Origin of the sequence: Streptomyces sp. NPDC060198, assembly GCF_042728415.1 — a bacterium.
GTDB lineage: Bacteria > Actinomycetota > Actinomycetes > Streptomycetales > Streptomycetaceae > Streptomyces.
On the sequence record NZ_JBHWZJ010000105.1, the window covers coordinates 1 to 20,965 of the forward strand.

General features: G+C 72.8%; 19 protein-coding genes. 11 read left to right on the top strand and 8 right to left on the bottom strand.

The genetic code is table 11. From position 1 onward, the window contains the following. The first annotated feature begins 96 nt into the window (after nt 1-96). From ACFWEP_RS15700 to ACFWEP_RS15710, 3 genes are all read left to right on the top strand, one after another. Nucleotides 97-558, top strand: coding sequence for a hypothetical protein (locus ACFWEP_RS15700; RefSeq protein ID WP_387370491.1), 462 nt, complete (start codon nt 97-99; stop codon nt 556-558). A gap of 109 nt (nt 559-667) precedes the next feature. Then, nucleotides 668-1,906: a DUF4032 domain-containing protein gene (locus ACFWEP_RS15705; RefSeq protein WP_387370493.1), complete on the top strand. Its 1,239-nt coding sequence runs from the start codon at nt 668-670 to the stop codon at nt 1,904-1,906. Between the two features lie 123 nt (nt 1,907-2,029). Then, entirely contained in the window at nt 2,030-2,221 is a 192-nt protein-coding gene (locus ACFWEP_RS15710) for a DUF6381 family protein (RefSeq protein ID WP_387370495.1), read from the top strand. A gap of 272 nt (nt 2,222-2,493) precedes the next feature. Here ACFWEP_RS15710 and ACFWEP_RS15715 read toward each other — a convergent pair whose 3' ends face one another. Further along, nucleotides 2,494-2,964: a MarR family transcriptional regulator gene (locus tag ACFWEP_RS15715; RefSeq protein WP_387370497.1), complete on the bottom strand. Its 471-nt coding sequence runs from the start codon at nt 2,962-2,964 to the stop codon at nt 2,494-2,496. 92 nt (nt 2,965-3,056) lie between these two features. On the opposite strand from ACFWEP_RS15715, the gene ACFWEP_RS15720 reads away from it, so the two are divergent. From ACFWEP_RS15720 to ACFWEP_RS15745, 6 genes are all read left to right on the top strand, one after another. After that, nucleotides 3,057-3,410, top strand: coding sequence for an HGxxPAAW family protein (locus ACFWEP_RS15720; protein WP_387370499.1), 354 nt, complete (start codon nt 3,057-3,059; stop codon nt 3,408-3,410). A 289-nt stretch (nt 3,411-3,699) separates the two neighbouring features. Further along, on the top strand, nt 3,700-5,337 hold the full coding sequence (locus ACFWEP_RS15725; RefSeq protein WP_387370501.1) for an ABC-F family ATP-binding cassette domain-containing protein: 1,638 nt from the start codon (nt 3,700-3,702) through the stop codon (nt 5,335-5,337). Between the two features lie 99 nt (nt 5,338-5,436). Continuing rightward, nucleotides 5,437-7,086: an ABC-F family ATP-binding cassette domain-containing protein gene (locus ACFWEP_RS15730; RefSeq protein ID WP_387370503.1), complete on the top strand. Its 1,650-nt coding sequence runs from the start codon at nt 5,437-5,439 to the stop codon at nt 7,084-7,086. Between the two features lie 147 nt (nt 7,087-7,233). Beyond that, nucleotides 7,234-8,880 carry a phosphoglucomutase (alpha-D-glucose-1,6-bisphosphate-dependent) gene (gene pgm, locus ACFWEP_RS15735; RefSeq protein ID WP_387370505.1) on the top strand — a complete coding sequence of 549 codons (1,647 nt, stop codon included), beginning with the start codon at nt 7,234-7,236 and terminating at the stop codon, nt 8,878-8,880. Between the two features lie 75 nt (nt 8,881-8,955). Beyond that, nucleotides 8,956-9,171 carry a hypothetical protein gene (locus tag ACFWEP_RS15740; RefSeq protein WP_387370507.1) on the top strand — a complete coding sequence of 72 codons (216 nt, stop codon included), beginning with the start codon at nt 8,956-8,958 and terminating at the stop codon, nt 9,169-9,171. A 4-nt stretch (nt 9,172-9,175) separates the two neighbouring features. Then, the gene (locus ACFWEP_RS15745) at nt 9,176-9,574 is read left to right on the top strand and encodes a hypothetical protein (protein ID WP_387370509.1); all 399 of its coding nucleotides are present in this window, start codon (nt 9,176-9,178) and stop codon (nt 9,572-9,574) included. 100 nt (nt 9,575-9,674) lie between these two features. Here ACFWEP_RS15745 and ACFWEP_RS15750 read toward each other — a convergent pair whose 3' ends face one another. Further along, on the bottom strand, nt 9,675-10,871 hold the full coding sequence (locus ACFWEP_RS15750) for a GDSL-type esterase/lipase family protein (protein ID WP_387370511.1): 1,197 nt from the start codon (nt 10,869-10,871) through the stop codon (nt 9,675-9,677). 96 nt (nt 10,872-10,967) lie between these two features. Next, nucleotides 10,968-11,537, bottom strand: coding sequence for a TetR/AcrR family transcriptional regulator (locus ACFWEP_RS15755; protein WP_387370513.1), 570 nt, complete (start codon nt 11,535-11,537; stop codon nt 10,968-10,970). Between the two features lie 71 nt (nt 11,538-11,608). On the opposite strand from ACFWEP_RS15755, the gene ACFWEP_RS15760 reads away from it, so the two are divergent. Then, complete coding sequence (locus tag ACFWEP_RS15760) at nt 11,609-12,100, top strand: FBP domain-containing protein (RefSeq protein ID WP_387370515.1); 492 nt, start codon at nt 11,609-11,611, stop codon at nt 12,098-12,100. Between the two features lie 61 nt (nt 12,101-12,161). Here the strand turns inward: ACFWEP_RS15760 and ACFWEP_RS15765 are convergent, their stop codons facing one another. The 5 genes from ACFWEP_RS15765 to ACFWEP_RS15785 form a co-directional block, all read right to left on the bottom strand. Further along, nucleotides 12,162-12,524, bottom strand: a complete 363-nt coding sequence (locus ACFWEP_RS15765; RefSeq protein WP_387370517.1) for a hypothetical protein — start codon at nt 12,522-12,524, stop codon at nt 12,162-12,164. A 350-nt stretch (nt 12,525-12,874) separates the two neighbouring features. Then, complete coding sequence (gene rho, locus ACFWEP_RS15770; protein WP_387370519.1) at nt 12,875-14,014, bottom strand: transcription termination factor Rho; 1,140 nt, start codon at nt 14,012-14,014, stop codon at nt 12,875-12,877. Nucleotides 14,015-14,515: 501 nt separating this feature from the next. Continuing rightward, nucleotides 14,516-15,514 (bottom strand): methylmalonyl Co-A mutase-associated GTPase MeaB, encoded by a 999-nt coding sequence (gene meaB, locus ACFWEP_RS15775; RefSeq protein ID WP_387370521.1) that lies wholly within the window; start codon nt 15,512-15,514, stop codon nt 14,516-14,518. Between the two features lie 12 nt (nt 15,515-15,526). Further along, nucleotides 15,527-17,779, bottom strand: coding sequence for a methylmalonyl-CoA mutase (gene scpA, locus ACFWEP_RS15780; RefSeq protein ID WP_387370523.1), 2,253 nt, complete (start codon nt 17,777-17,779; stop codon nt 15,527-15,529). After that, nucleotides 17,779-19,629, bottom strand: coding sequence for a methylmalonyl-CoA mutase family protein (locus tag ACFWEP_RS15785; protein WP_387370525.1), 1,851 nt, complete (start codon nt 19,627-19,629; stop codon nt 17,779-17,781). The genes scpA and ACFWEP_RS15785 overlap by 1 nt, the downstream gene beginning before the upstream one ends. 461 nt (nt 19,630-20,090) lie before the next feature. On the opposite strand from ACFWEP_RS15785, the gene ACFWEP_RS15790 reads away from it, so the two are divergent. Beyond that, entirely contained in the window at nt 20,091-20,900 is an 810-nt protein-coding gene (locus tag ACFWEP_RS15790) for a tyrosine-protein phosphatase (RefSeq protein ID WP_328723369.1), read from the top strand. Nucleotides 20,901-20,965 lie beyond the last annotated feature (65 nt).

Here is a 20,965-nt window from a genome sequence, read left to right on the forward strand (position 1 = left end):
GCGCGGGGCGTGGGACGTACGGGGCCGCGTCGCCCGGTCGGGTGGCCGGGGCGCCCCGAGCCTCGTGCGGGGCCCGGGGGCGGGCAGGTACCGGGCATGAGCGAAGAACACGCCGACCGCCCCGACACCGCCCACACCCGGCCCGAGGGGGTGAGCGAGGAGACCGTCCGTGCGCTGGGCGCCCTCTCCGAGGCGCTGGAGACCACCGAGCGTGCCCGAGGCGCCCTCTACACGTTCCACCAGCTCACCGGCGGCGCCGACTTCCAGCTCGACGAGGCGGTTCGGCGCCTGCGCGAGGCCGGCCACGACCGGGCGGCGGACCTGGTCGAGCGGGAGATCGTGGGCCGCAACGTCATCCCGGGCCACTGGACGTTCCAGATCGTCGAGGCGTACGACCGCACCTACTACCGCCCATTCGCCGCGATCGAGCGGCGTCTGACCGGCGAACTCGCGGCAGGGCGGACCCACCTGTACGAGGCGGAGCTGAAGGAGGCCCGCCGGACTCGGGGCCGTCCCGATCACACCGCACGCCCGGGCACCGCGCCCGGGGAGGGGTAGGGGAGCGGCAGGACGGGCCGGGGGACCGCCCCTCACCACCCCGCCCCCCGGCCCGTACGGCGGCGTCCCGCACACTGGTGGCCCGTCACCCGTTCGAGCGAGGCGAGCCATGGCTTTGCAGATCAGCGCCACCAACCCGGAACACCCCGCACTCCTTCTGGAGCTGCCGTGGCACCTGCCGCTGGAGGAGTGGCCGGAGAAGTACCTCGTGCCGCTGCCGCGCGGCATCTCCCGCCATGTGGTGCGCTACGCCCGCGCCGGGGCGGACGTGATCGCCGTCAAGGAACTCGCCGAACGCCCGGCCGTACGCGAGTACGACCAGCTCCGTACGCTCGACCGGCTCGGGATACCCGCGGTCGACCCCCTCGCCGTGGTCACCGGACGGGCCGGGACGGACGGGGAGGCGCTGGAGCCCGTACTGATCACCCGGCACCTCAACGGCTCCCTGCCCTACCGCTCGATGTTCGAGACCACGATGCGCCCGTCCACCGTGCACCGGCTGATGGACGCCCTCGCGGTCCTGCTCGTCCGGCTGCACCTCGTCGGATTCGCGTGGGGCGACTGCTCGCTCTCGAACACCCTCTTCCGGCGTGACGCGGGCGCCTACGCCGCCTATCTCGTGGACGCCGAGACCGGCGAGACCCACGAGCGGCTCAGCGACGGCCAGCGGGAGTACGACATCGACCTCGCACGCGTCAACATCAGCGGCGAGATGCTCGACCTGGAGGCCGCGGGAGCACTCCACCCCTCGGTGGACCCGATCGCGTTCGGCGCCGAGATCTCCCGCCGGTACGCCGCGCTGTGGCAGGAGCTGACCCGTACCTCGGTCTACCCGGCGGGCAAGTACCACTACATCGAGCGACGCGTGCGCCGGCTCAACGACATGGGCTTCGACGTGGCCGAGATGCAGATCGTCAACTCCCCGGACGGCGACACCGTCACCTTCGTGCCCAAGGTCGTCGACGCCGGCCACCACCAGCGCCAGTTGTTGCGGCTGACCGGCCTCGACACCGAGGAGAACCAGGCGCGGCGGCTCCTCAACGACCTGGAGAGCTGGATGGCCACCCAGGACGACTACGCCCCCGGTGACCCGCTCGGGGCGCGTACCGAGGTCTTGGCGCACCGCTGGGTCCGCGACCAGTTCAGGCCCACGGTCCGTGCCGTCCCGCTCGACCTGCGGGGCTCCATGGACCCCGCCGAGCTCTACCACGAGCTGCTGGAGCACCGGTGGTTCCTCTCCGAGCGGGCCCAGCACGACATCGGTCTGGAGGCGGCGGTGGCGGACTACACCGCCGGCAGGCTTGCCCGCGCCGAAGCGGCCGGGACCGCGGAGGCCGCCGAGGAGTAGCGGGTGGCCGGGCGGGCCGAGGTGGCCGGGCGGAAGACCGTCCCCACCAGGCCGCCGAGATGCGTCGGTCCCGTCCTGCTGCTTCGCTGGGAGCGTCGGATGCCCAGCGGACGAGGAGTGGTGATGAGCGGAGCGGACGAACCCGCCAAGCTGGCCCAGCAGATGCGGGAGAAGGCACGGCAACTGAGCGAGGCGGCCGAGCAGGCCAAGGACCCCGACGAGCGGCAGCGCCTCACGGAGAAGGCCCGCAAGATGCGGGACCGCAGCGAGCAGCAGTCCGGAATGAGTAGCGGGGACATCTACCCGCAGCTTTAGACCGAGTCCTTCCCGCGTTCCGCGCGCCCGGCTCGCGTCGAGGGCCACGAGGGCCGATCCGCCACCTGGATCGGCCCTCGTGGCCGTGCGGGGGAGTGGCACAGGGCAGGTCGCTCTCGTGGTGGCCGAACACGGTGCGGGCGCCGCGTCGTCGACGGTCGCGAAGTCCCCGTGGCGGGCCGCCCGACCCTGGAACGCTGTCGCCGTCGCCGTCGTTGACCCGGACCCGGGTGGGCTTGCGGCGTGCCCACGCTGGGCGGACGGGGCCCCACTCAGCCTCTCAGCTCGTCGAGGTGGGCGCGCATCTCCTCCGCGGCGCGGGTGAACCAGTCGGCCAGTACCGCCGTCTCCTCGGCGGAGTAGTCGGCGAAGAGGGCCGTCAGCCGCCGGTAGAAGGGTTCGTACACCGCGACGACCCGTGCTGTCGCGGACTCGTCGGCGACGATCCGGACCCTGCGGCGGTCCCCGGGGTCGGACTGTCGACGGGCGAAGCCCGCGCGTTCCAGCCGGTTGAGGACTCCGGTGATGGCCCCGGTCGTGAGGTCGGCCCGTTCGGCGAGATCGCCCGCGGTCAGGGCGTCCGGGCCCGCCCCGAGGATGTGCCCCAGGCAGGTCAGGTCCGTGACGTTGAGCCCCAGCGACTGGGCGACGTCGCTCTGGCCCACGAGGCTCAGCGCGACGAACCGGTCCATGCGCTGCAGTGCCTGCTCGGTCGAGGCCGCAGGACGGGGCTTGCCCTCCACGAGCATTCTCCTTAGCATCTAAGTTACTTAGCTCGTGAGATGAAATGTCTCCTCGGAGCCTGCTGCCGCCATTTTCCCGGAGTGGAGAAGCGATGAGCGCACACGGTGATGTCGACCTCGGTCACACTCTGGCCGGCTGGACCGGAACGGCCCTCGCCGTCGTCGGCGCCGCCGGAGCCGGAGTTGCCGTCTGCGCGGCCTCCCCGCTCGGCGTGGTGCTGGCCGCGGCGGTGACCGTCGCGGCGGGCGTCGCCACCTGGCTGCTGCATCTGGCGGGCTGGGGCAAGCCGGGCGGCCCCCGGCCCGAGAGGGAGTGGAGCTGGCGCGTACGTGACACCGGGGCCCGTGCGGGGCATCCGGAGTGCCTCGGGTGCCGGATGGCCGGACGCCGGGCGGCCCGGGCCACCGAAGCCTCGGAGCCGCTGGCCGAAGCCGTGACCTGCTGAGACGGCCCGAGGCGTGGGGGCCCTCTCCCGGGTCCGCCGATAATTCCCGGCGGCGTCCCGAGGGGGCTGTTATCGTGATGGACACGTGATCAGTGATGTGATCATCGATGAAGGAGAGCAGCTGTGAAGGGTGACGACGACATCTCCGGGTGACACCCGAAGGTGATCGGCCACCGGTCGGCGCGTGTCAGCGCCGCTGTGATGGCTCCCGTTGTCGTATCCCCACCCCTGTTCGCCGCCGGGCGACCGCTTCCGACGCGCGCCCGCATCACGTCACAAGGACGTCTCCATGTCCGCAGCGTTCCTCACCTGCTCGAACCTCTTCTTCTCCTGGCCCGACGGCACACCCGTCTTCCAGGGCCTCTCCTTCACCGTCGGCGCCGGCCGCACCGGACTCGTCGCGCCGAACGGTGCGGGCAAGAGCACCCTGCTCAAGCTGATCACCGGTGAGTACAAGCCGACCACCGGCTCCGTCTCCATGAGCGGAACACTCGGCCACCTCCCGCAGGACCTGCCGCTCACCGACGGTCTCACCGTGGCCGAGGTGCTCGGCGTCGCCCCCGTGATCAGCGCGCTCGACGCCATCGAATCCGGCGACACCGGCGAGGAGCACTTCGCCGCGGTCGGGGACGACTGGGACGTCGAGGAGCGCACCCGGGCGCAACTCGACCGCCTCGGTCTCGAAGACGTCACCCTGACACAGCCTCTGGACACCCTCAGCGGCGGGCGGATCGTCTCGCTCGGGATCGCGGCGCAGCTCCTCAAACGCCCCGACGTCCTCCTCCTGGACGAGCCGAGCAACAACCTCGACCTGGACGCACGGAAGAAGCTCTACGCCGTGATCGAGGAGTGGAACGGCTGCCTGCTCCTGGTCAGTCACGACCGGGGACTGCTCGACCGGATGGACCGCATCGCCGAGCTCGACCGGGGCGAAGTCCGCTTCCACGGAGGGAACTTCACCTCCTACGAGGAGATGGTGCGCGCCGAGCGGGAGGTCGCCGAGAAGAACGTCCGCAGCGCGGAGCAGGAGGTGAAGCGGGAGAAGCGGGAGATGCAGCAGGCGCGTGAACGCGCCCAGCGCCGGTCGAGCAACGCCGCCCGCACCATCAAGAACGCCGGGCTGCCCAAGATCGTGGCAGGTGGACTGAAGCGCAGCGCCCAGGTGTCGGCGGCCAAGGCGGACGGCACGCACGCCGCCCGCGTCGGTGACGCCCGGGCCCGGCTCGACGAGGCCGGCCGAGCGCTCCGTGACGACCAGCGGATCACCCTGGAACTGCCAGGGACCCGCGTCCCCGCCGGGCGGACCGTCTTCCTCGGCGACGGGGTACGGGTCCGCCGCGGCGACCGCGAACTGTTCGCCGGGGAAGGGGTGCACCTGGAGATCCGTGGCCCCGAGCGGATCGCGCTCACCGGCTCCAACGGGGCAGGGAAGTCGACCCTGTTGCGGATCGTCCAGGGCGAACACGAGCCGGAGAGCACCACCCTCCGGCAGACCGACGGCCGCATCGCGTACCTCTCCCAGCGCCTCGACCTGCTCGACTCCGCACGCACCGTCGCCGAGAACTTCGCGGCGTTCGCGCCCGCGCTGCCGGAGGCGGAACGGATGACGCTGCTGGCGCGCTTCCTCTTCAGGGGCTCGCGCGCGCATCTTCCGGTGGCGGCGCTCTCCGGCGGTGAGCGGCTGCGCGCCACCCTCGCGTGCGTCCTCTACGCCGAACCCGCCCCGCAGCTCCTGCTGCTGGACGAACCCACCAACAATCTCGACCTGGTCAGCGTCGGCCAGTTGGAGAGCGCGCTCAACGCCTACCAGGGAGCCTTCGTGGTGGTCAGCCACGACGAGCGCTTCCTCGCGGAGATCGGGATCGACCGTCGGCTCCACCTGGCCGACGGACGGCTCACGGAGGCGGAAGCGCCCGGCGACGACTGACCCCGGCGTTCCCCCGGACCCGGCGATCTCCGCCGACCCGTCCGCGCCCGAGGCCCCGCCCGGCGGGCGCCGCAACCGACCGAACCCAGGTGGTCCCTCATGAGCCGACCCGCCCTGCTCGCCCGCGACCTCGTCCGTACTCTGGGAAGGCGCCGGGTGCTCGACGGAGTCTCCCTCACCGCCGCCCCCGGCCGCCGCATCGGCCTGATCGGGGAGAACGGCGCCGGCAAGTCCACCCTGCTGAGGATCCTCGCAGGGGTGGACGCACCCGACTCCGGTACCGTCGTCCGCCCCGCCGGACTCGGTTACCTCCACCAGGAGATGCCGTACGAGGGCGGGGCGAGCATCACCGACGTGCTCGACGACGCCCTCGCGGAGTCCCGCGCCGGCCTCGCCCGGCTCGACCTGCTCTCCCGGGAGATCGCCGCCGCACCCGAGGGCACGCCCGCCCACCGCGGCCTCCTCGCCCGGTACGCCCAATGCCTGGAGGAGGCCGAGGAGCACGAGGTCTGGGACGCCGACCGGCGCGCCGGGCTCGTGCTCGACGGCCTCGGCCTCGGCGCCCTGTCCCACGAACGCACCCTCGAATCCCTGTCCGGCGGGCAGCGGGGACGGCTTGCCCTGGCCGCGCTGCTCATCCGCCTGCCCACCGCGCTCCTCCTCGACGAACCCACCAACCATCTGGACGACGAGGCCGCCGCGTTCCTGGAGCGGCGGCTGTGCGAGATGCCCGGAGCCGTCGTGGTGGCGGGGCACGACCGGGCCTTCCTCGACGCCGTCTGCACGGACCTGATCGACCTCGATCCCGCCGTGCGGGGGCCGGTCCACCACGGCGGCGGCTACACCGCCTACCAGGACCAGAGGCGGGCCGCCCGGGAGAGCTGGCAGCGCCGCTTCGAGGAGGAGGAGAAGGAACTCGCCGACCTGCGCGGCGCGGTGGAGGTCACCGCCCACCGGGTCGCCCCGGACCGGGGTCCGCGCGACAACGAGAAGATGGGATACGGCCACGCCGGGGGCCGCGTCCAGAACCAGATCGCCCGCCGGGTGCGCAACGCCGCCCGCCGGCTCGGCGAACTGGAGCGGCAGCGCGTCCCCGCCCCGCCCGAGCCGCTGCGCTTCCGGACGCCGGAACCGGAACCCGCCGAGTCCGCGGACCCTGCCGACGACGCCCCGCTGCTCACCCTCCGGGACGTCCGGGTGCCCGGCCGCCTCACCCTGGAGCGCCTGGACCTCCACCCCGGCCACCGCCTGCTGGTCACCGGACCGAACGGCGCGGGCAAGTCGACGCTCCTCGCGATCCTGGCGGGCGGACTGGTGGCTCCCACCGGCCGGGTGTGCCGCCGGGAGGGGCTCCGGGCCGGACTGCTGGCCCAGGACACGGTGTTCGAGCACCCCCGCCGCACCGTCGCGCAGACGTACGCTCTCGGGCTCGGCGAGGAACGGGCCGAACGCGTCCCCCTCGCCGGGCTCGGGCTCTTCGCCGCGCGGGATCTCGACAGCAGGGTCGACGAACTGTCGGCCGGTCAGCGCCGCAGGCTCGCCCTCGCCCTGCTCGTCGCGGACCCGCCCGAGCTGCTGCTGCTCGACGAGCCGACCAACCACCTCTCGCCCCGGCTCGCCGACGAGTTGGAGGAAGCACTCGGCACCGGCCCCGGGACCGTCGTCGTCGCCAGCCACGACCGGTGGCTCAGGTCCCGGTGGCCGGGTACGGAGCTGCGTCTGGAGGCTCCGGCGGGGGAGCGGACGTGAGAAACGCCGCGTTCGCCCGCGACGGAAACCGGACGCCAGTGCGGGAGGGAGGGGACAGGATCGGGTACAAATCGTGGTGATCGTCCCCCCGGGTGGTGGCCCGGTCCCGACGGACCGACGACCACCACCCACGAACGAGGAGAACCGATGGTGCACGCACGGGCCGGCAAACCCGCACAGTCAGACGACCTGGTCGACGTGGCACGGCTGGTGACGGCCTATTACGCCCTCCACCCCGACCCGGCCGAACCCGGCCAGCGGGTGGCCTTCGGCACGTCGGGACACCGCGGCTCCTCGCTCGCGACCGCGTTCAACGAGGACCACATCGCCGCCACCACCCAGGCGATCTGCGAGTACCGCACCCGACAGGGCACGGACGGGCCGCTCTTCCTCGGCGCGGACACCCACGCCCTGTCGGAGCCGGCCCGGGTCACCGCCCTGGAGGTGCTCGCCGCGAACGGCGCCACCGTCCTCATCGACTCCGAGGACGGCTACACCCCGACCCCGGCGGTCTCGCACGCGATCCTGACGTACAACCGCGGCCGGACCGAGGGACTGGCCGACGGGATCGTCGTCACCCCGTCGCACAACCCGCCCGCCGACGGCGGGTTCAAGTACAACCCGCCCAACGGCGGACCGGCCGGCTCGGACGCCACCTCCTGGATCCAGGACCGCGCCAACGAACTGATCGCGGGCGGGCTCAAGGAGGTGCGCCGCGTCCCGTACGCCCGCGCGCTGGCCGCAGGGACGACGGGACGCCACGACTTCCTCGGCGGGTACGTCGACGACCTGCCGTCCGTACTGAACCTGGACGCGATCCGCGACGCGGGCATCCGGATCGGAGCCGACCCGCTCGGCGGCGCGTCCGTCGGCTACTGGGGCCGTATCGCGGAAACCCACCGCATCGACCTCACGGTGGTCAATCCGCTCGCCGACCCGACCTGGCGCTTCATGACGCTGGACTGGGACGGCAAGATCCGGATGGACTGCTCCTCGCCGTACGCCATGGCCTCGCTCATCGCCCAGCGCGACGCGTACGCCATCTCCACCGGCAACGACGCCGACGCCGACCGGCACGGCATCGTCACCCCGGACGGCGGGCTGATGAACCCCAACCACTACCTGGCCGTCGCCATCCAGTACCTCTACACCCACCGCGACGGCTGGCCCGCCGGGACCGGCATCGGCAAGACGCTCGTCTCCTCCTCGATGATCGACCGGGTCGCCGCCGACCTCGGCCGCACGCTGGTGGAGGTCCCGGTCGGCTTCAAGTGGTTCGTGGACGGCCTGTTCGACGGCAGCCTCGGCTTCGGCGGCGAGGAGTCGGCCGGTGCCTCGTTCCTGCGGCGCGACGGCCAGGTGTGGACCACCGACAAGGACGGCATCCTGCTCGCCCTGCTGGCCTCCGAGATCACCGCCGTCACCGGCTCCACCCCCTCCCAGCACTACGCCGAGCTCACCACCCGCTTCGGCGCCCCCGCCTACGCGCGCATCGACGCCCCGGCGACCCGCCAGGAGAAGGCCGTACTCGCCAAGCTCTCGCCCGAGCAGGTCACGGCCGACACCCTCGCGGGCGAGGCCATCACCGCCGTCCTCACCGAGGCGCCGGGCAACGGCGCGGCCATCGGCGGCCTCAAGGTCTGCACCGACAGCGCCTGGTTCGCCGCCCGGCCCTCCGGCACCGAGGACGTGTACAAGGTGTACGCGGAGAGCTTCCAGGGCCCCGACCACCTGAGCCTGGTCCAGGACGAGGCCAAGGCCCTCGTTTCGACCGTCCTGGGCGCCGCGGGCTGACCCCTCCCGCGTGCGCGGCCGGTCCCGGTTCGGCGGGACCGGCCGTACACGTGTGTTCCGCCACCGCTCGCGCGATTGAAGGTCCCGGACCTGCCGCTCGATCCGGACCTCCTGCACCGCACCTGGGACGCTCCCGACTGGAGTGACCACGGCGCGGTGCTGCGCCGGATTCTGCCTCAGTTCGCCAGGGCGCTGGTCAGCGGCCGTGTGGAACCCATGTTCGGGATGGACGAGGTCGGACGCCCGTTCGCCCGCGGCGACCGGCAGCGGTGGCCGACGGATCAGGGGTGAGGCGGTGGGGGAGTTCCTGCACGCCTGGTGGTCCCGCACCCTGGCCGAACCGGACCCCACCGTCCCCGCGCACGAGGTCCTGGCCCTGTGCACCGAGGCATCCGCCGCGCTCGGCCCCTGGCTCGGCGCCTGGGAGGCGCACGAGGACCACGTCGCCACCCGTCACCTGGCCGACGCGGCCGCCCGCTGGGAGTACTCCCTCCGGGGTGACGAACTTCCCTGGCACACGTGGGAGGACGAGGACGCCCTGTGCGCCGAACTCGCCGCCTGGTTGGTCCGCCACGCCCCCGCACGGCTTCGTGCCCAGGGTGCCTCCGAGGAACCGCTCCACCGGATACCGCTCGCCGCACTCACCGGCCCTGCCCGCCGGGAGGACCCGCACCGGCCCGACCATCGCTACTGAGCAGGCGCTGTCGCGCACGTTCCCGTCCCGGCGAGCGCCCGAGCCGAGGCCGGTCGGGTCGGGACGGCGCCCGGTCACCATGTGACGGGGCGCCGTCCCCTCAGACGCAGGTGGCCGTGAACGGGCCGTCCGCCGCGAAGGCGAGCGCGGCGAAGCGCTCGCCCATCAGGCGGTGGGTCGCGGCGTCCGGGTGCAGCTGGTCCGGCAGCGGCAGCTCCTCCGCGTCGGCCGGGCCGTAGAGCGCGCGGCCGTCGAGGTGGTGCAGATGCGGATCGTCGGCGGAGCGCTGTTCGACGATTCGGGCCAGCTCCTCGCGCACGACGTTCAGCGTCAGCTTCCCGCCCGCGGTCTCGGCCGCGTCGCCCAGGGCGACGAACTTCAATCGGCCCGTGCTCAGTTGGGAGAGATCCGGTGCGCTGGGGCCCGGAGTGTCCTCGTGTATCGGGCACAGGATCGGTGAGACCAGAAGCAGCGGGGTGGTGGGGTGGCCCTCGCGGATCGTGTCGAGGAAGCCGTGGACGGCGGGGGTGAAGGCGCGCAGCCGCATCGCGTCGGTGTTGACCAGGTTGATGCCGATTTTCAGGCTGATCAGGTCGGCCGGGGTGTCCCGCAGCGCGCGAGCGGTGAAGGGGTCGAGCAGGGCGCTGCCGGCCAGCCCCAGGTTGATCAGCTCCGCTCCACCGAGACGCGCGGCGAGCGCGGGCCAGATGGCACTGGGGCTCGCGGCGTCGGAACCGTGGCTGATCGAGCTCCCGTGGTGCAGCCACACCGGGCGCCCCCGGTCCGGTGCGGGTTCGACGGGGGCGTCGGTGCGCAGCGCGACGAGTTCGGTGGTCTCGTTGTGCGGCAGCCAGATCTCGATGTCCTTGTCGCCCTCGGGCAGATCGGCGAACCGGATCGTGGCGACCGGCCCCGGCCGGTGCTCGGCCGACCCGGTGACCATGTCGACGATCACGGTGTTTCCGGTGGACGCGATGGCCCGGCCCGCAGGGCGGCCGTCGACGAGCAGGTCGTACACGCCGTCCGGGCGTGGCGGCGCACCCGCGTAGGCCCGCTTGGTGGGCAGGGTGTCCAGCTCCAGGGCGGTCGCCCGCGTACGGAAGGCCAGCCGGACACCGGAGGGCTGGGACTCGGCCGAGGCCAGCTGAGGGTCGGGGTACTGGGCGCGGGCCCATGCGGGCAGCCGGTGCGGGAGTACGCCGTGCGCGGTGCGTTCCAGATCGAGGGCGCCCCGCAGGAGCGCGGCGGTCAGCGGCGTGGTGGTCCAGCGGTGCGGGGTGCTCGGTCGAGTGCTCATGGTGCTCAGCCCGTCGGTCGGATGGCGGATGGCAGGTGTCGGACGAAGGCAGGTGCCCGGCGGCAGGTGCCGGACGGCGGATGGTGGGTGCCGGGCTCAGTGAGCGGTCCAGTTCCTCAGGAGCGCGTCGAGCTGGTCGAGGGCCCAGGTCCAGCTCTCCTGCGAGTCGGGGGCGGAGTGGCTGAAGCCGCCGGCCGCCTCCAGGCTGACGTATCCGTGGAACACGCTGCCCAGGAGGCGGACGGCGTGCGTCTGGTCCGGTTCCGCCAGGTCGTAGCCCCGCAGGATGGCCCGTGTCATCCTCGAGTGCCGGGGTCCCGCGCTCGCGGCAGCCGTCTCCGGGTCCAGCCTGAGCTGTGCCGCCGCGTAACGGCCCGGGTGCTCGCGTGCGTAGTCGCGGTAGACGTCGGCGAAGGCGGTCAGCGCGTCCCGTCCGGCGCGACCCGCCAGGGCGGCGGCTGCCCGGTCGGCCATCTCCTCCAGCGCGAGCAGGGCGATCCGCGTCCTCAGCTCCTGGGAGTTCTTCAGGTGCGAGTAGAGGCTCGCGACCTTGACGTCGAACTGCCGGGCGAGCGCGGAAAGGGTCACCTGGTCAAAGCCGGCGGTGTCGGCCATCTCCGCCCCTGCCCGGACCAGTCTCTCCGCGGTGAGTCCCGCGCGTGCCATGACCTCCCCCTCCTCTGCCTGATCGCTTTATTCATTTGCCTACAAGATTTAGGCAAATTAGCATAGCGTTCATGAATCCGCTGACTGAACAAGAGATCCGCGCCGCCTTCGTGAACTGCAGCAAGGGCGAGGCGAAGCGTCTGGCCGTTCCGCGCGACCTCGCGGACCGCGAGTGGGCCGATCTGGACTTCCTCGGCTGGCGCGACCCCCAGGCGCCCGACCGCGCCTACCTCGTCGTGGAATCTGAGGGCCGCCCCAAGGCCGTCGTGCTGCGCTCCTCCGGCGCGGTGGCCGGCCGGCAGCGGCGGAGCATGTGCTCCATGTGCCTGACCACGCACTCGGGCGGCGTCTCCCTGATGGTCGCCCCGAAGGCAGGCAAGGCGGGAGCACAGGGCAACTCGGTGGGCGCCTACCTCTGCAGCGACCTCGCTTGCTCCCTGTACGTCCGGGGCAAGAAGGACGCGGGCCCCGGCGCCCGGCTGCGCGAGTCGCTCACGCTGGAGGAGAAGATCCAGCGGACCTCGGCGAACATCACCGCGTTCCTCGCCCAGGTGACGGCATGACAGCTGGGGCGTGTGGTGCAACACGACGGCCGCGCACGGTGGTGGTGCCCGTACGGGCGGGTCACGCCTGCCGGGCTACCCGGCGGGCCCACAGCACCAGGGGTACCTGGAGCGGCACGCGCGCGTAGGCCAGAGCGCGTTGCGGTGCGGGGCGGTGGCGCCAGTCGGCCGCCATCTTCACGTTGCCGGGGAGCACGGCCACGAAGAACGCGGCGGCCCCGAGGGCGGCTGTACGACGGGTACGCGGGGCGAGAACGCCCGCCGCGAGGGCGAGTTCGACGCCGGCGCTCGCGTACGTCCAGGTGCGCGGGGTTCCCGGCAGAGCGCTCGGTACGAGCGAGTCGAAGGGACGGGGCGCCGCGAGGTGCAGCGCTCCCGCACCGGCCAGCAGGCCGGCCAGGGCGACGGCGGAACGGTGGGTCATGTGGTGCCTCCTGCGGGGGAGTGGTGTACCGGAGGGCCCATCCTGCCCCTGTCGTCCGGCTCCGACGCGCGGGCGGGGGTGAAAGGGCGCTCAGATCCAGTTGCCCCGGCCGAACGTGGTGATGCGGGCTCGCCGGACGGTGTCCCGGTCGGGCCGCTGCCGATGTGAATCGCCGTCAGCGCGAGAAGGAACCACGCCCGCCGTGAAGGCGCCGCCGTTGACCGAGGCCCCTCGTGGGCCGGAGAAACTGGCGACCACGATCAAGACCATGACGGTCACGCTGTTACGCCGGAGCTCCTGAGCCGCCCCGGGGCGGCGGAGGCCCTGAGGGCGTTCACGCGGTGCCGCGTTCAGGCGCCGGGCACCGTCTGGTGCACCTGGCGCAGGAAGGCCGCGTTGTCGGGCGTCTTACGGACCTTGTCCAGTACGGCTTCGAGCGCGGCCTTGCTGTCCCGGCCGTGCAGGGCGCGCCGCAGTCCGCGCATCGCCGTCAGCTCAGCTTCGGAGAGCAATAGTTCCTCCCGTCGGGTGCCGGACGGGGCGATGTCGACCGCAGGGAAGATTCGACGGTCGGCCAGGGCGCGGTCCAGGCGGAGCTCCATGTTGCCGGTGCCCTTGAGCTCCTCGAAGAAGAAGTCGTCCGCGCGCGATCCGGTCTCCACCAGGGCTGTCGCCAGGATGGTCAACGAGCCGCCCTCCTCGGTCAGCCGCGCCGCGCCGAACAGCTTCTTCGGGCCTTGGAGCGCCGCCGCGTCGACGCCGCCGCTCAGCGTGCGCCCGCCGGGGCCCGCCGCGTTGTTGTGGGCCCGGCAGAGCCGGGTGAGCGAGTCGAGGAGGATGACGACGTCCTGCCCCTGCTCCACGAGCCGCTTGCCGCGCTCCACGGCGAGGTTGGCCAGGGCGATGTGCTCCTTCGCCGGACGGTCGAACGTGGAGGCGAGCACGTCGCCGCGCACCGACCGGCGCATGTCCGTGACCTCTTCGGGGCGTTCGTCGAGCAGCACCACCATGAGATGGCACTCCGGATGGTTCGTCGCGACGGCTGCCGCCAGTTGCTGGAGCAGTACCGTCTTACCGGTCTTCGGCGGAGCGACGATCAGACCGCGCTGCCCCTTGCCGACCGGCGCGATCAGGTCGACGAGGCGGGGCGCCGGACCGCCCGTACGCGTCTCCAGCCGCAGCCGGTCCCGGGGGTGCAGCGGCGTCAGTTCGTGGAAGTGCGGGCGTGGGCGGAGGGCCTGCGGGGGCAGCCCGTTGACACGGTCGACGACGGTGAGCGCGCCCGGCCGGTCGCAGCCGCCCTGGACGAAGTCGCCCTTGCGCAGCCCGTGCCGGCTGATCAGCGCGGCCGGGACGCGGACGTCTCCGGGGGCGGGATGCCCGTGCGGTCCGCGCAGCATGCCGTGGCCGCTCTCCGGGGTGTCGAGGACACCGGCGGCGGCGACGGGCACGTGCCGGGCGGATACGGGGCGTTCGAGTGTGGTGGTCACAGGGATGTCCTTTCGGGGACGGAAGAGTGTGCGAGCCCGGTGCGGGCGGCCCCGGAGGCGGTGTTCGCGCCTCGACGTGCGCCGCGCGGCCCGGCATCCCGTGGAGCGGCGAGCGGAGATCGCGCCACGCCGTGTGTCACGGGCGGAACGGGCCGGTTCGACGGGTACGGGAACAGGAAGGCTGCGAGTTGCTTCGGGAATGAGCTGAATCGCGGGTCGTGAATCGACAGGTGCGACAGCTGTGAAGAGAATCGGCACCGGCGTCCCGATGGGGACCTGCACGAGTGCTTTTTCGGATATTACCACGGTGAGCGGTCGCAGGGAACAGCGTTCTCGATTCCGGTTCCCGTTACACGGGAGAAGGTGTGGGGGCCCCGGCAACGGCGGAGGGAATCCCACGGCGCCGGAGCCGCCAGCGGTTGATGTCCGCGCGGCGGCCGGCTCCGGCGGTTGACCCGCACGACCGTCGGGGCCCGCCGCGTCCGGGCTTTCCGACCGCCGTCACCCGCGCCCGGGACCGCCCCGGAACGCCGCGAGGATCTCCTCGGCGGCCAGTGTCGCCGTCAGGCCGCCCTCGCGCACCCGCCGTTCCAGCTCCGGCGCGCGCGCCCGTACGTCCGGGTGGGAACGCAGGCTCTCCAGCAGCTCGTCCCGGACCATGCTCCACGTCCAGTCCACCTGCTGCTCGCTCCGCTTCGCAGCCAGGCGCCCCGTCGATTCCAGCAGGGTGCGGTGCTGCTCCAGGCTCTCCCACACCGTGTCCAGGCCCGTCGCCTCGCGGGCGCTGCAGGTCAGGACCGGCGGGGTCCATGCCGCGTCGGCGGGGTGCATCAGCCGCAGGGCGCCCGCCAGTTCGCGTGCGGCCGAGCGGGCCTCGCGCTCGTGCGGGCCGTCCGCCTTGTTCACCGTGATGACGTCCGCCAGCTCCAGGACGCCCTTCTTGATGCCCTGGAGCTGGTCGCCCGTACGCGCCAGGGTGAGCAGCAGGAAGGTGTCGACCATGCGGGCCACCGCGGTCTCCGACTGGCCGACCCCGACCGTCTCCACCAGCACCACGTCGTAACCCGCCGCCTCCATCACCACCATGGATTCCCGGGTCGCCTTCGCCACCCCGCCCAGCGTTCCCGCCGAGGGCGAGGGGCGGACGAACGCGTGCGGGTCCACCGCGAGGCGCTCCATCCGGGTCTTGTCGCCCAGGATGGAGCCGCCGGTACGGGTGGACGACGGGTCCACGGCGAGCACCGCGACCCGGTGCCCCAGCCCCGTGAGCAGAGTGCCGAGCGCGTCGATGAAAGTCGACTTGCCGACCCCCGGCACCCCGCTGATCCCGACCCGCCGGGCCCGGCCCGCGTGCGGCAGCAGTCTGCTCAGCAACTGCTGGGCGAGCACCCGGTGGTCGGGGCGGGAGGACTCGACGAGGGTGATCGCGCGCGCGACGAACGCGCGCTTCCCGTCGAGTACCCCCTTCGCGTAACTCTCGATGTCGATCGTCGGGGCCATCGGTTCAGCGGCTCACAGCTCGTGGCCGAGCGCCGTACCGAGCCGCCGCACCAGGTCGTACGCGGCGTCCGGGATGACCGTGCCCGGCGGGAAGACCGAGGCGGCGCCCGCCTCGTGCAGGGCCTCGACGTCCTGCGGCGGGATCACCCCGCCCACCACGATCATGATGTCCTCGCGCCCCTCGGCCGCCAGCTCCTCCCGCAGCGCGGGAACGAGCGTGAGGTGCCCCGCGGCCAGCGACGAGACGCCCACGACGTGCACGTCCGCCTCGACCGCCTGGCGCGCCACTTCGGCGGGTGTCTGGAACAGCGGGCCGACGTCCACGTCGAAGCCCAGGTCGGCGAAGGCCGACGCGATCACCTTCTGGCCCCGGTCGTGGCCGTCTTGGCCCATCTTCGCGACCAGGATGCGCGGGCGGCGGCCCTCCGCCTCCTCGAAGGCGTCGACCAGTGCGCGGGTGCGGTCCACCGACGGGGACTCTCCTGCCTCTTTGCGGTACACCCCGGAGATCGTACGGATCTGGCCGGCGTGGCGTCCGTACACCTTCTCCAGCGCGTCCGAGATCTCGCCGACCGTGGCCATGGCGCGGGCCGCGTCCACCGCCAAGGCCAGCAGGTTGTCCTCCAACTCGGGGCCCGGGGCGCGCCCGGCCGCCTCGGTCAGCGCGCGCAGCGCGTCCTGGCAGGCGTTCTCGTCGCGCTCCGCCCGAAGCCGCCGCAGTTTCTCGATCTGCTGGGTGCGTACGGAGGAGTTGTCGACCGAGCGGACGTCGATCTTCTCGTCGGTGGCGACGCGGTACTTGTTGACGCCGATGACGGGCTGGCGGCCCGAGTCGATGCGCGCCTGGGTCCGGGCGGCGGCCTCCTCGATCCGGAGCTTGGGGATGCCCGCGTCGATGGCCTTCGCCATGCCGCCGGCCGCCTCGACCTCTTCGATGTGCTGCCAGGCCCGCCGTGCCAGGTCGTGGGTGAGCTTCTCCACGTACGCGCTGCCGCCCCACGGGTCGATGACCCGTCCGGTGCCGGACTCCTGCTGGAGGAGCAGCTGCGTGTTGCGGGCGATGCGCGCCGAGAAGTCGGTGGGCAGCGCGAGTGCCTCGTCCAGCGCGTTGGTGTGCAGGGACTGGGTGTGTCCCTGGGTGGCGGCCATCGCCTCCACGCAGGTGCGGGTGACGTTGTTGAACACGTCCTGAGCGGTGAGCGACCAGCCGGAGGTCTGCGAATGGGTGCGCAGGGAGAGGGACTTGGGGTTCTTCGGCTCGAACTCCTTGACCAGCTTGGCCCAGAGCAGCCGGGCCGCCCTCAGCTTGGCGATCTCCATGAAGAAGTTCATGCCGATCGCCCAGAAGAACGACAGCCGGGGCGCGAACGCGTCCACGTCCAGACCGGCGTCCCGGCCGGCCCGCAGGTACTCCACCCCGTCCGCCAGGGTGTACGCCAGCTCCAGGTCGGCCGTGGCTCCGGCCTCCTGGATGTGGTAGCCGGAGATGGAGATCGAGTTGTAACGCGGCATCTTCCGCGAGGTGTACGCGAAGATGTCCGAGATGATCCGCATCGAGGGGCCCGGCGGATAGATGTACGTGTTGCGGACCATGAACTCCTTGAGGATGTCGTTCTGGATGGTCCCGGCCAGCTTCTCCGGCGGCACGCCCTGCTCCTCGGCGGCCACGATGTACAGCGCCAGCACCGGGAGCACCGCGCCGTTCATCGTCATCGACACGGACATCCGGTCCAGCGGGATGCCGTCGAACAACTGGCGCATGTCGAGGATCGAGTCGATCGCCACGCCCGCCATGCCGACATCACCCGTCACCCGGGGATGGTCGCTGTCGTACCCCCGGTGCGTGGGCAGGTCGAAGGCGACGGAGAGCCCCTTCTGACCGGCCGCGAGGTTGCGCCGGTAGAAGGCGTTGGACTCCTCGGCCGTGGAGAACCCCGCGTACTGACGGATCGTCCACGGCTGGTTGACGTACATCGTCGGGTAGGGGCCTCGCAGGTACGGGGCGATGCCCGGGAAGGTGTCGAGGAAGTCGACGCCCTCCAGATCGGCCTCCGTGTACAGCGGCTTGACGGTGATGCCCTCGGGGGTCTCCCACAGCAGGTCGTCCACCGAACTGCCGGTCGACTCCTTCACCGCGGCCCGCCAGCGGTCGGCCGAGGGCGCCGGAGGAGTGTCCCCGTCCAGGGGCACCGCGGAGAAGTCCGGTACAGGGCTCGCGGCTGCCCCGGACGTGCCTGCGGCTTCGGGGTTCACGGGGTTCTGCATCACGCCACTCCCAGTCGGTCGAGTTCGAAGGAGAGCACGGCGACGGCGTCGCAGCCCGCGAAGACGTAGGCGTCGACCCCGTCCACCTCGGCGGGGCGGCCGGCGAGCAGCACCCGGCCCGCCCCGGCGGCCACGAGCGCCGCGGCGACCGGGGCCGCCTCCTGCTCGTACACCGCGTCCGACGAGCAGAGGCAGGCGATCGACGCACCGGACGCGGCGAAAGCGTCCGCGACCGTGGCGGCGTCCACGGTCGCCGGCCGGTGGATCGTCTCGATGCCGCCGGCCTGGAAGAGGTTGGCGGCGAAGGAGGCACGGGCGGTGTGCGCCGACGCCGGACCGAGGGCCGCCAGGAAGATCCTCGGGCGGGCACCGGTCGCTGCCAGATGGGCGTCCGACCGGCTCCGCAGCGCCTCGAACGCCTCGTCGCGGCGGACCTTCGGCAGACCTCCGGACGGCGCAGGGGGCGCCGCCTGGCGTTCCACCGGCGGTTCGGCCAGGTGCGGGAACTCGCTGACCCCCGTCACAGGCTCCTTGCGGCGCGCCAGGTCGCGGGAGCGCTTCTCCCAGGCCGCCGCGAGCCGTTCGGCGACCAGACCCGAGGCGGCGGCCGCCTCCTGGCCGCCCGCGGCCTCGATCTCCTGGAAGAACGCCCAGGCGGCGACGGCCAGCTCCTCGGTGAGGCGCTCCACGTACCAGGAGCCGCCCGCCGGGTCGACGACCCGGGCCAGATGCGACTCCTCCATCAGGATGGTGGAGGTGTTCCGGGCGATCCGCCGGGCGAAGGCGTCCGGCAGCCCGAGCGCCTCGTCGAAGGGGAGGACGGTCACCGCGTCCGCGCCACCGACCCCGGCACCCAGACAGGCGAGCGTGGTGCGGAGCATGTTCACCCAGGGGTCGCGCCGCGTCATCATCACCGACGAGGTCACCGCGTGCTGCCGCTGCGCGCCCGCGCCGGGCGCCCCGCAGGCCTGAGCGACCCGCGCCCACAGCCGGCGCGCGGCCCGCAGCTTGGCGATCGTCAGGAACTGGTCGGCGGTCGCCGCGTAGCGGAACTCCAGCTGCGAGCAGGCCGCCTCGACGGACAGCCCGGCGGCGGTCAGCGCCCGGAGGTACGCCACCCCGGTGGCGAGCGAGAGGCCAAGTTCCTGGGCGGCGCCGCCACCGGCCTCGTGGTAGGGCAGCGCGTCCACGCTCAGCGCCCGCAGCCCCGGATACTCCCCGGCGCACCGGGCGGCCCACTCGACGGCCGTGGTGAGGTCGGGCGTGGCACCCGTACGGGCCGACCGGCCCAGCGGGTCGATGCCGAGCCCGCCGCGTACGGCCTCCGGGTCGACACCCCGGTCCGCGTACAGCCGCAGCAGCTCCGCCGCCGCATCGGAGTCGTTCCCGGCGTCGAGGGTGAGCGGGGCCAGGTCGAGGAGGACGCCGTCCAGCGCCCGCTCCAGGCCGGAGACGGGTACGCCGCCGGGGCCGCCGACACCGAGCCACAGCGAGGTGACGCCGTTCTCCAGGTCGGCGAGCAGGGCCTCGTTGAGCCGGGCCGGGTCGGTCAGCGCGTGGCGCTGCCGCACGTCCCAGCCGCCCGCCGCGTTCCCGGCAGGTCCGCCGCCCCGGGTGAAAGGCGCGAAACCGGGCAGCCCGGCCGCGGGCGCGCTGTCCCGGGAGGTGTACAGAGGGCGGGTGGTGAGCCCGTCCTCCAGCTTCGTGGACAGGGCTTCCAGTGCGGCCTCACCCGTGACGTCCTTGCCCGACTTGCGCAGAACGCCCTCGACGAGGGTCTGCCACTGGTCCGGGGAGGCGTCAGCGAACTCGGCGGCCAGGGGGAGCCCGTCAGCAGGCAGGACCGTCATGCCCAGATGCTAGGGCAGCCCGGTGGCGAACCAGCAGAGGGAGCCGCTGTGACCTATCCCTCTCCGGTGCGCGTCCGCGCCCTCACGGAGCGTGTCGCGGGGCACCCGTGGACGGCCGCCGGACGGTCGGGGTGGTCGCGGGCGGCGGCAGGGCGTGGCGGCGGGGTCCGGCGGACCGGGTGGAGGGTGGCGGATGGAGATCCGGTTCCGCCCTCGGGGGCGCCGGCCGCCACCCTCCGACGGGTCGGCGGCCTACGGTCGGCCGACGCGTGCCCCGTCATTCGATCGGGCGATGCGGCCGGTGCCCGGGCAGGGCCGGGAGCCGGGTCGGGGGAGGGGCGGGCACCGGGCCCCGGTCGTCGGCGGACCGGTCCGTTCCGGCCTTCTCCGTTGTCGAATCGCCCCCGGCGTGCGACGTTGATACGTAAATGCGCAAAACGTCGGGAAAGAGGCAGTTCATCGTGCAGACCGCCCGGGCCGTCCCGGCCACCACCGTCGTCAACCTGCGGGATCTGGGTGGCATCGCCCTGAGTCACGGCCAGCGGGTGCGGCAGGGCATCCTCCTGCGCTCGGGTCAGCTGAGCGAACTCGATCCGGAGCACGACATGGCGGTCGTCGCGCTCGGTGTCCGAACGGTGGTCGACCTGCGGACCGCCGACGAACGGCACTGGGCCCCGGACCGGCTGCCGCCGAGGGCCCGGCTCTTCGTGGCCGACGTACTGGGCGGCAACCCCGGTGTCGCCCCCGCCCGGCTCAGGGCCCTGCTCGCCGATCCGGCCGCCGCGGAGGAGGCGCTGGGAGGGGGAAGGGCCGAGGAGGTCTTCGCGCAGACGTACCGCCAGATGGTGCTCTCCCCGGGGGCCGCGTCCGCCTATCGTGCCTTCCTGGAGACGGCGGCGGACGCGTCGGCCAGGCCGGTGCTCTTTCACTGCACGGCGGGGAAGGACCGCACGGGCTGGGCCACCGCGGTACTGCTGATGATCCTGGGGGCCTCCCGGGAGACCGTCCGGGCAGAGTTCCTCGCGGTGAACCCCGCGGTTCGCCTCGCCTTCGCCCCCTCGGTGCAGCGCTTCCTCGACGCGGGCGGCGATCCCGCCATCGCCTCCGCCGTCATCGAGGCACGGCCCCGCTACCTCGACGTGGCGCTGGACGCGGTGGAGGAGCGGTGGGGCGGGCTCGACGGCTATGTGCGCAGCGGGCTGCGGCTGCCGGAACCGGTGGTGGAGCGGCTGCGGGCGGAGCTGACCGTCCCCGTCGGTGTGCCGGTGTAGGCACACGGCGGCGGCCGGGGAACGCTTGAGCGGCCGGGAGGTACGCGGACGGTGTGTCCGTGTAC

Coding starts and splice junctions, on each gene's coding strand:
- meaB (WP_387370521.1), bottom strand. CDS start 15,514: ATGGCCCCGACGATCGACATCGAGAGTTACGCGAAGGGGGTACTCGAC.
- ACFWEP_RS15705 (WP_387370493.1), top strand. CDS start 668: ATGGCTTTGCAGATCAGCGCCACCAACCCGGAACACCCCGCACTCCTT.
- scpA (WP_387370523.1), bottom strand. CDS start 17,779: ATGCAGAACCCCGTGAACCCCGAAGCCGCAGGCACGTCCGGGGCAGCC.
- ACFWEP_RS15750 (WP_387370511.1), bottom strand. CDS start 10,871: ATGAGCACTCGACCGAGCACCCCGCACCGCTGGACCACCACGCCGCTG.
- ACFWEP_RS15765 (WP_387370517.1), bottom strand. CDS start 12,524: ATGACCCACCGTTCCGCCGTCGCCCTGGCCGGCCTGCTGGCCGGTGCG.
- ACFWEP_RS15700 (WP_387370491.1), top strand. CDS start 97: ATGAGCGAAGAACACGCCGACCGCCCCGACACCGCCCACACCCGGCCC.
- ACFWEP_RS15725 (WP_387370501.1), top strand. CDS start 3,700: ATGTCCGCAGCGTTCCTCACCTGCTCGAACCTCTTCTTCTCCTGGCCC.
- ACFWEP_RS15760 (WP_387370515.1), top strand. CDS start 11,609: ATGAATCCGCTGACTGAACAAGAGATCCGCGCCGCCTTCGTGAACTGC.
- ACFWEP_RS15785 (WP_387370525.1), bottom strand. CDS start 19,629: ATGACGGTCCTGCCTGCTGACGGGCTCCCCCTGGCCGCCGAGTTCGCT.
- ACFWEP_RS15730 (WP_387370503.1), top strand. CDS start 5,437: ATGAGCCGACCCGCCCTGCTCGCCCGCGACCTCGTCCGTACTCTGGGA.
- ACFWEP_RS15710 (WP_387370495.1), top strand. CDS start 2,030: ATGAGCGGAGCGGACGAACCCGCCAAGCTGGCCCAGCAGATGCGGGAG.
- ACFWEP_RS15720 (WP_387370499.1), top strand. CDS start 3,057: ATGAGCGCACACGGTGATGTCGACCTCGGTCACACTCTGGCCGGCTGG.
- pgm (WP_387370505.1), top strand. CDS start 7,234: ATGGTGCACGCACGGGCCGGCAAACCCGCACAGTCAGACGACCTGGTC.
- ACFWEP_RS15755 (WP_387370513.1), bottom strand. CDS start 11,537: ATGGCACGCGCGGGACTCACCGCGGAGAGACTGGTCCGGGCAGGGGCG.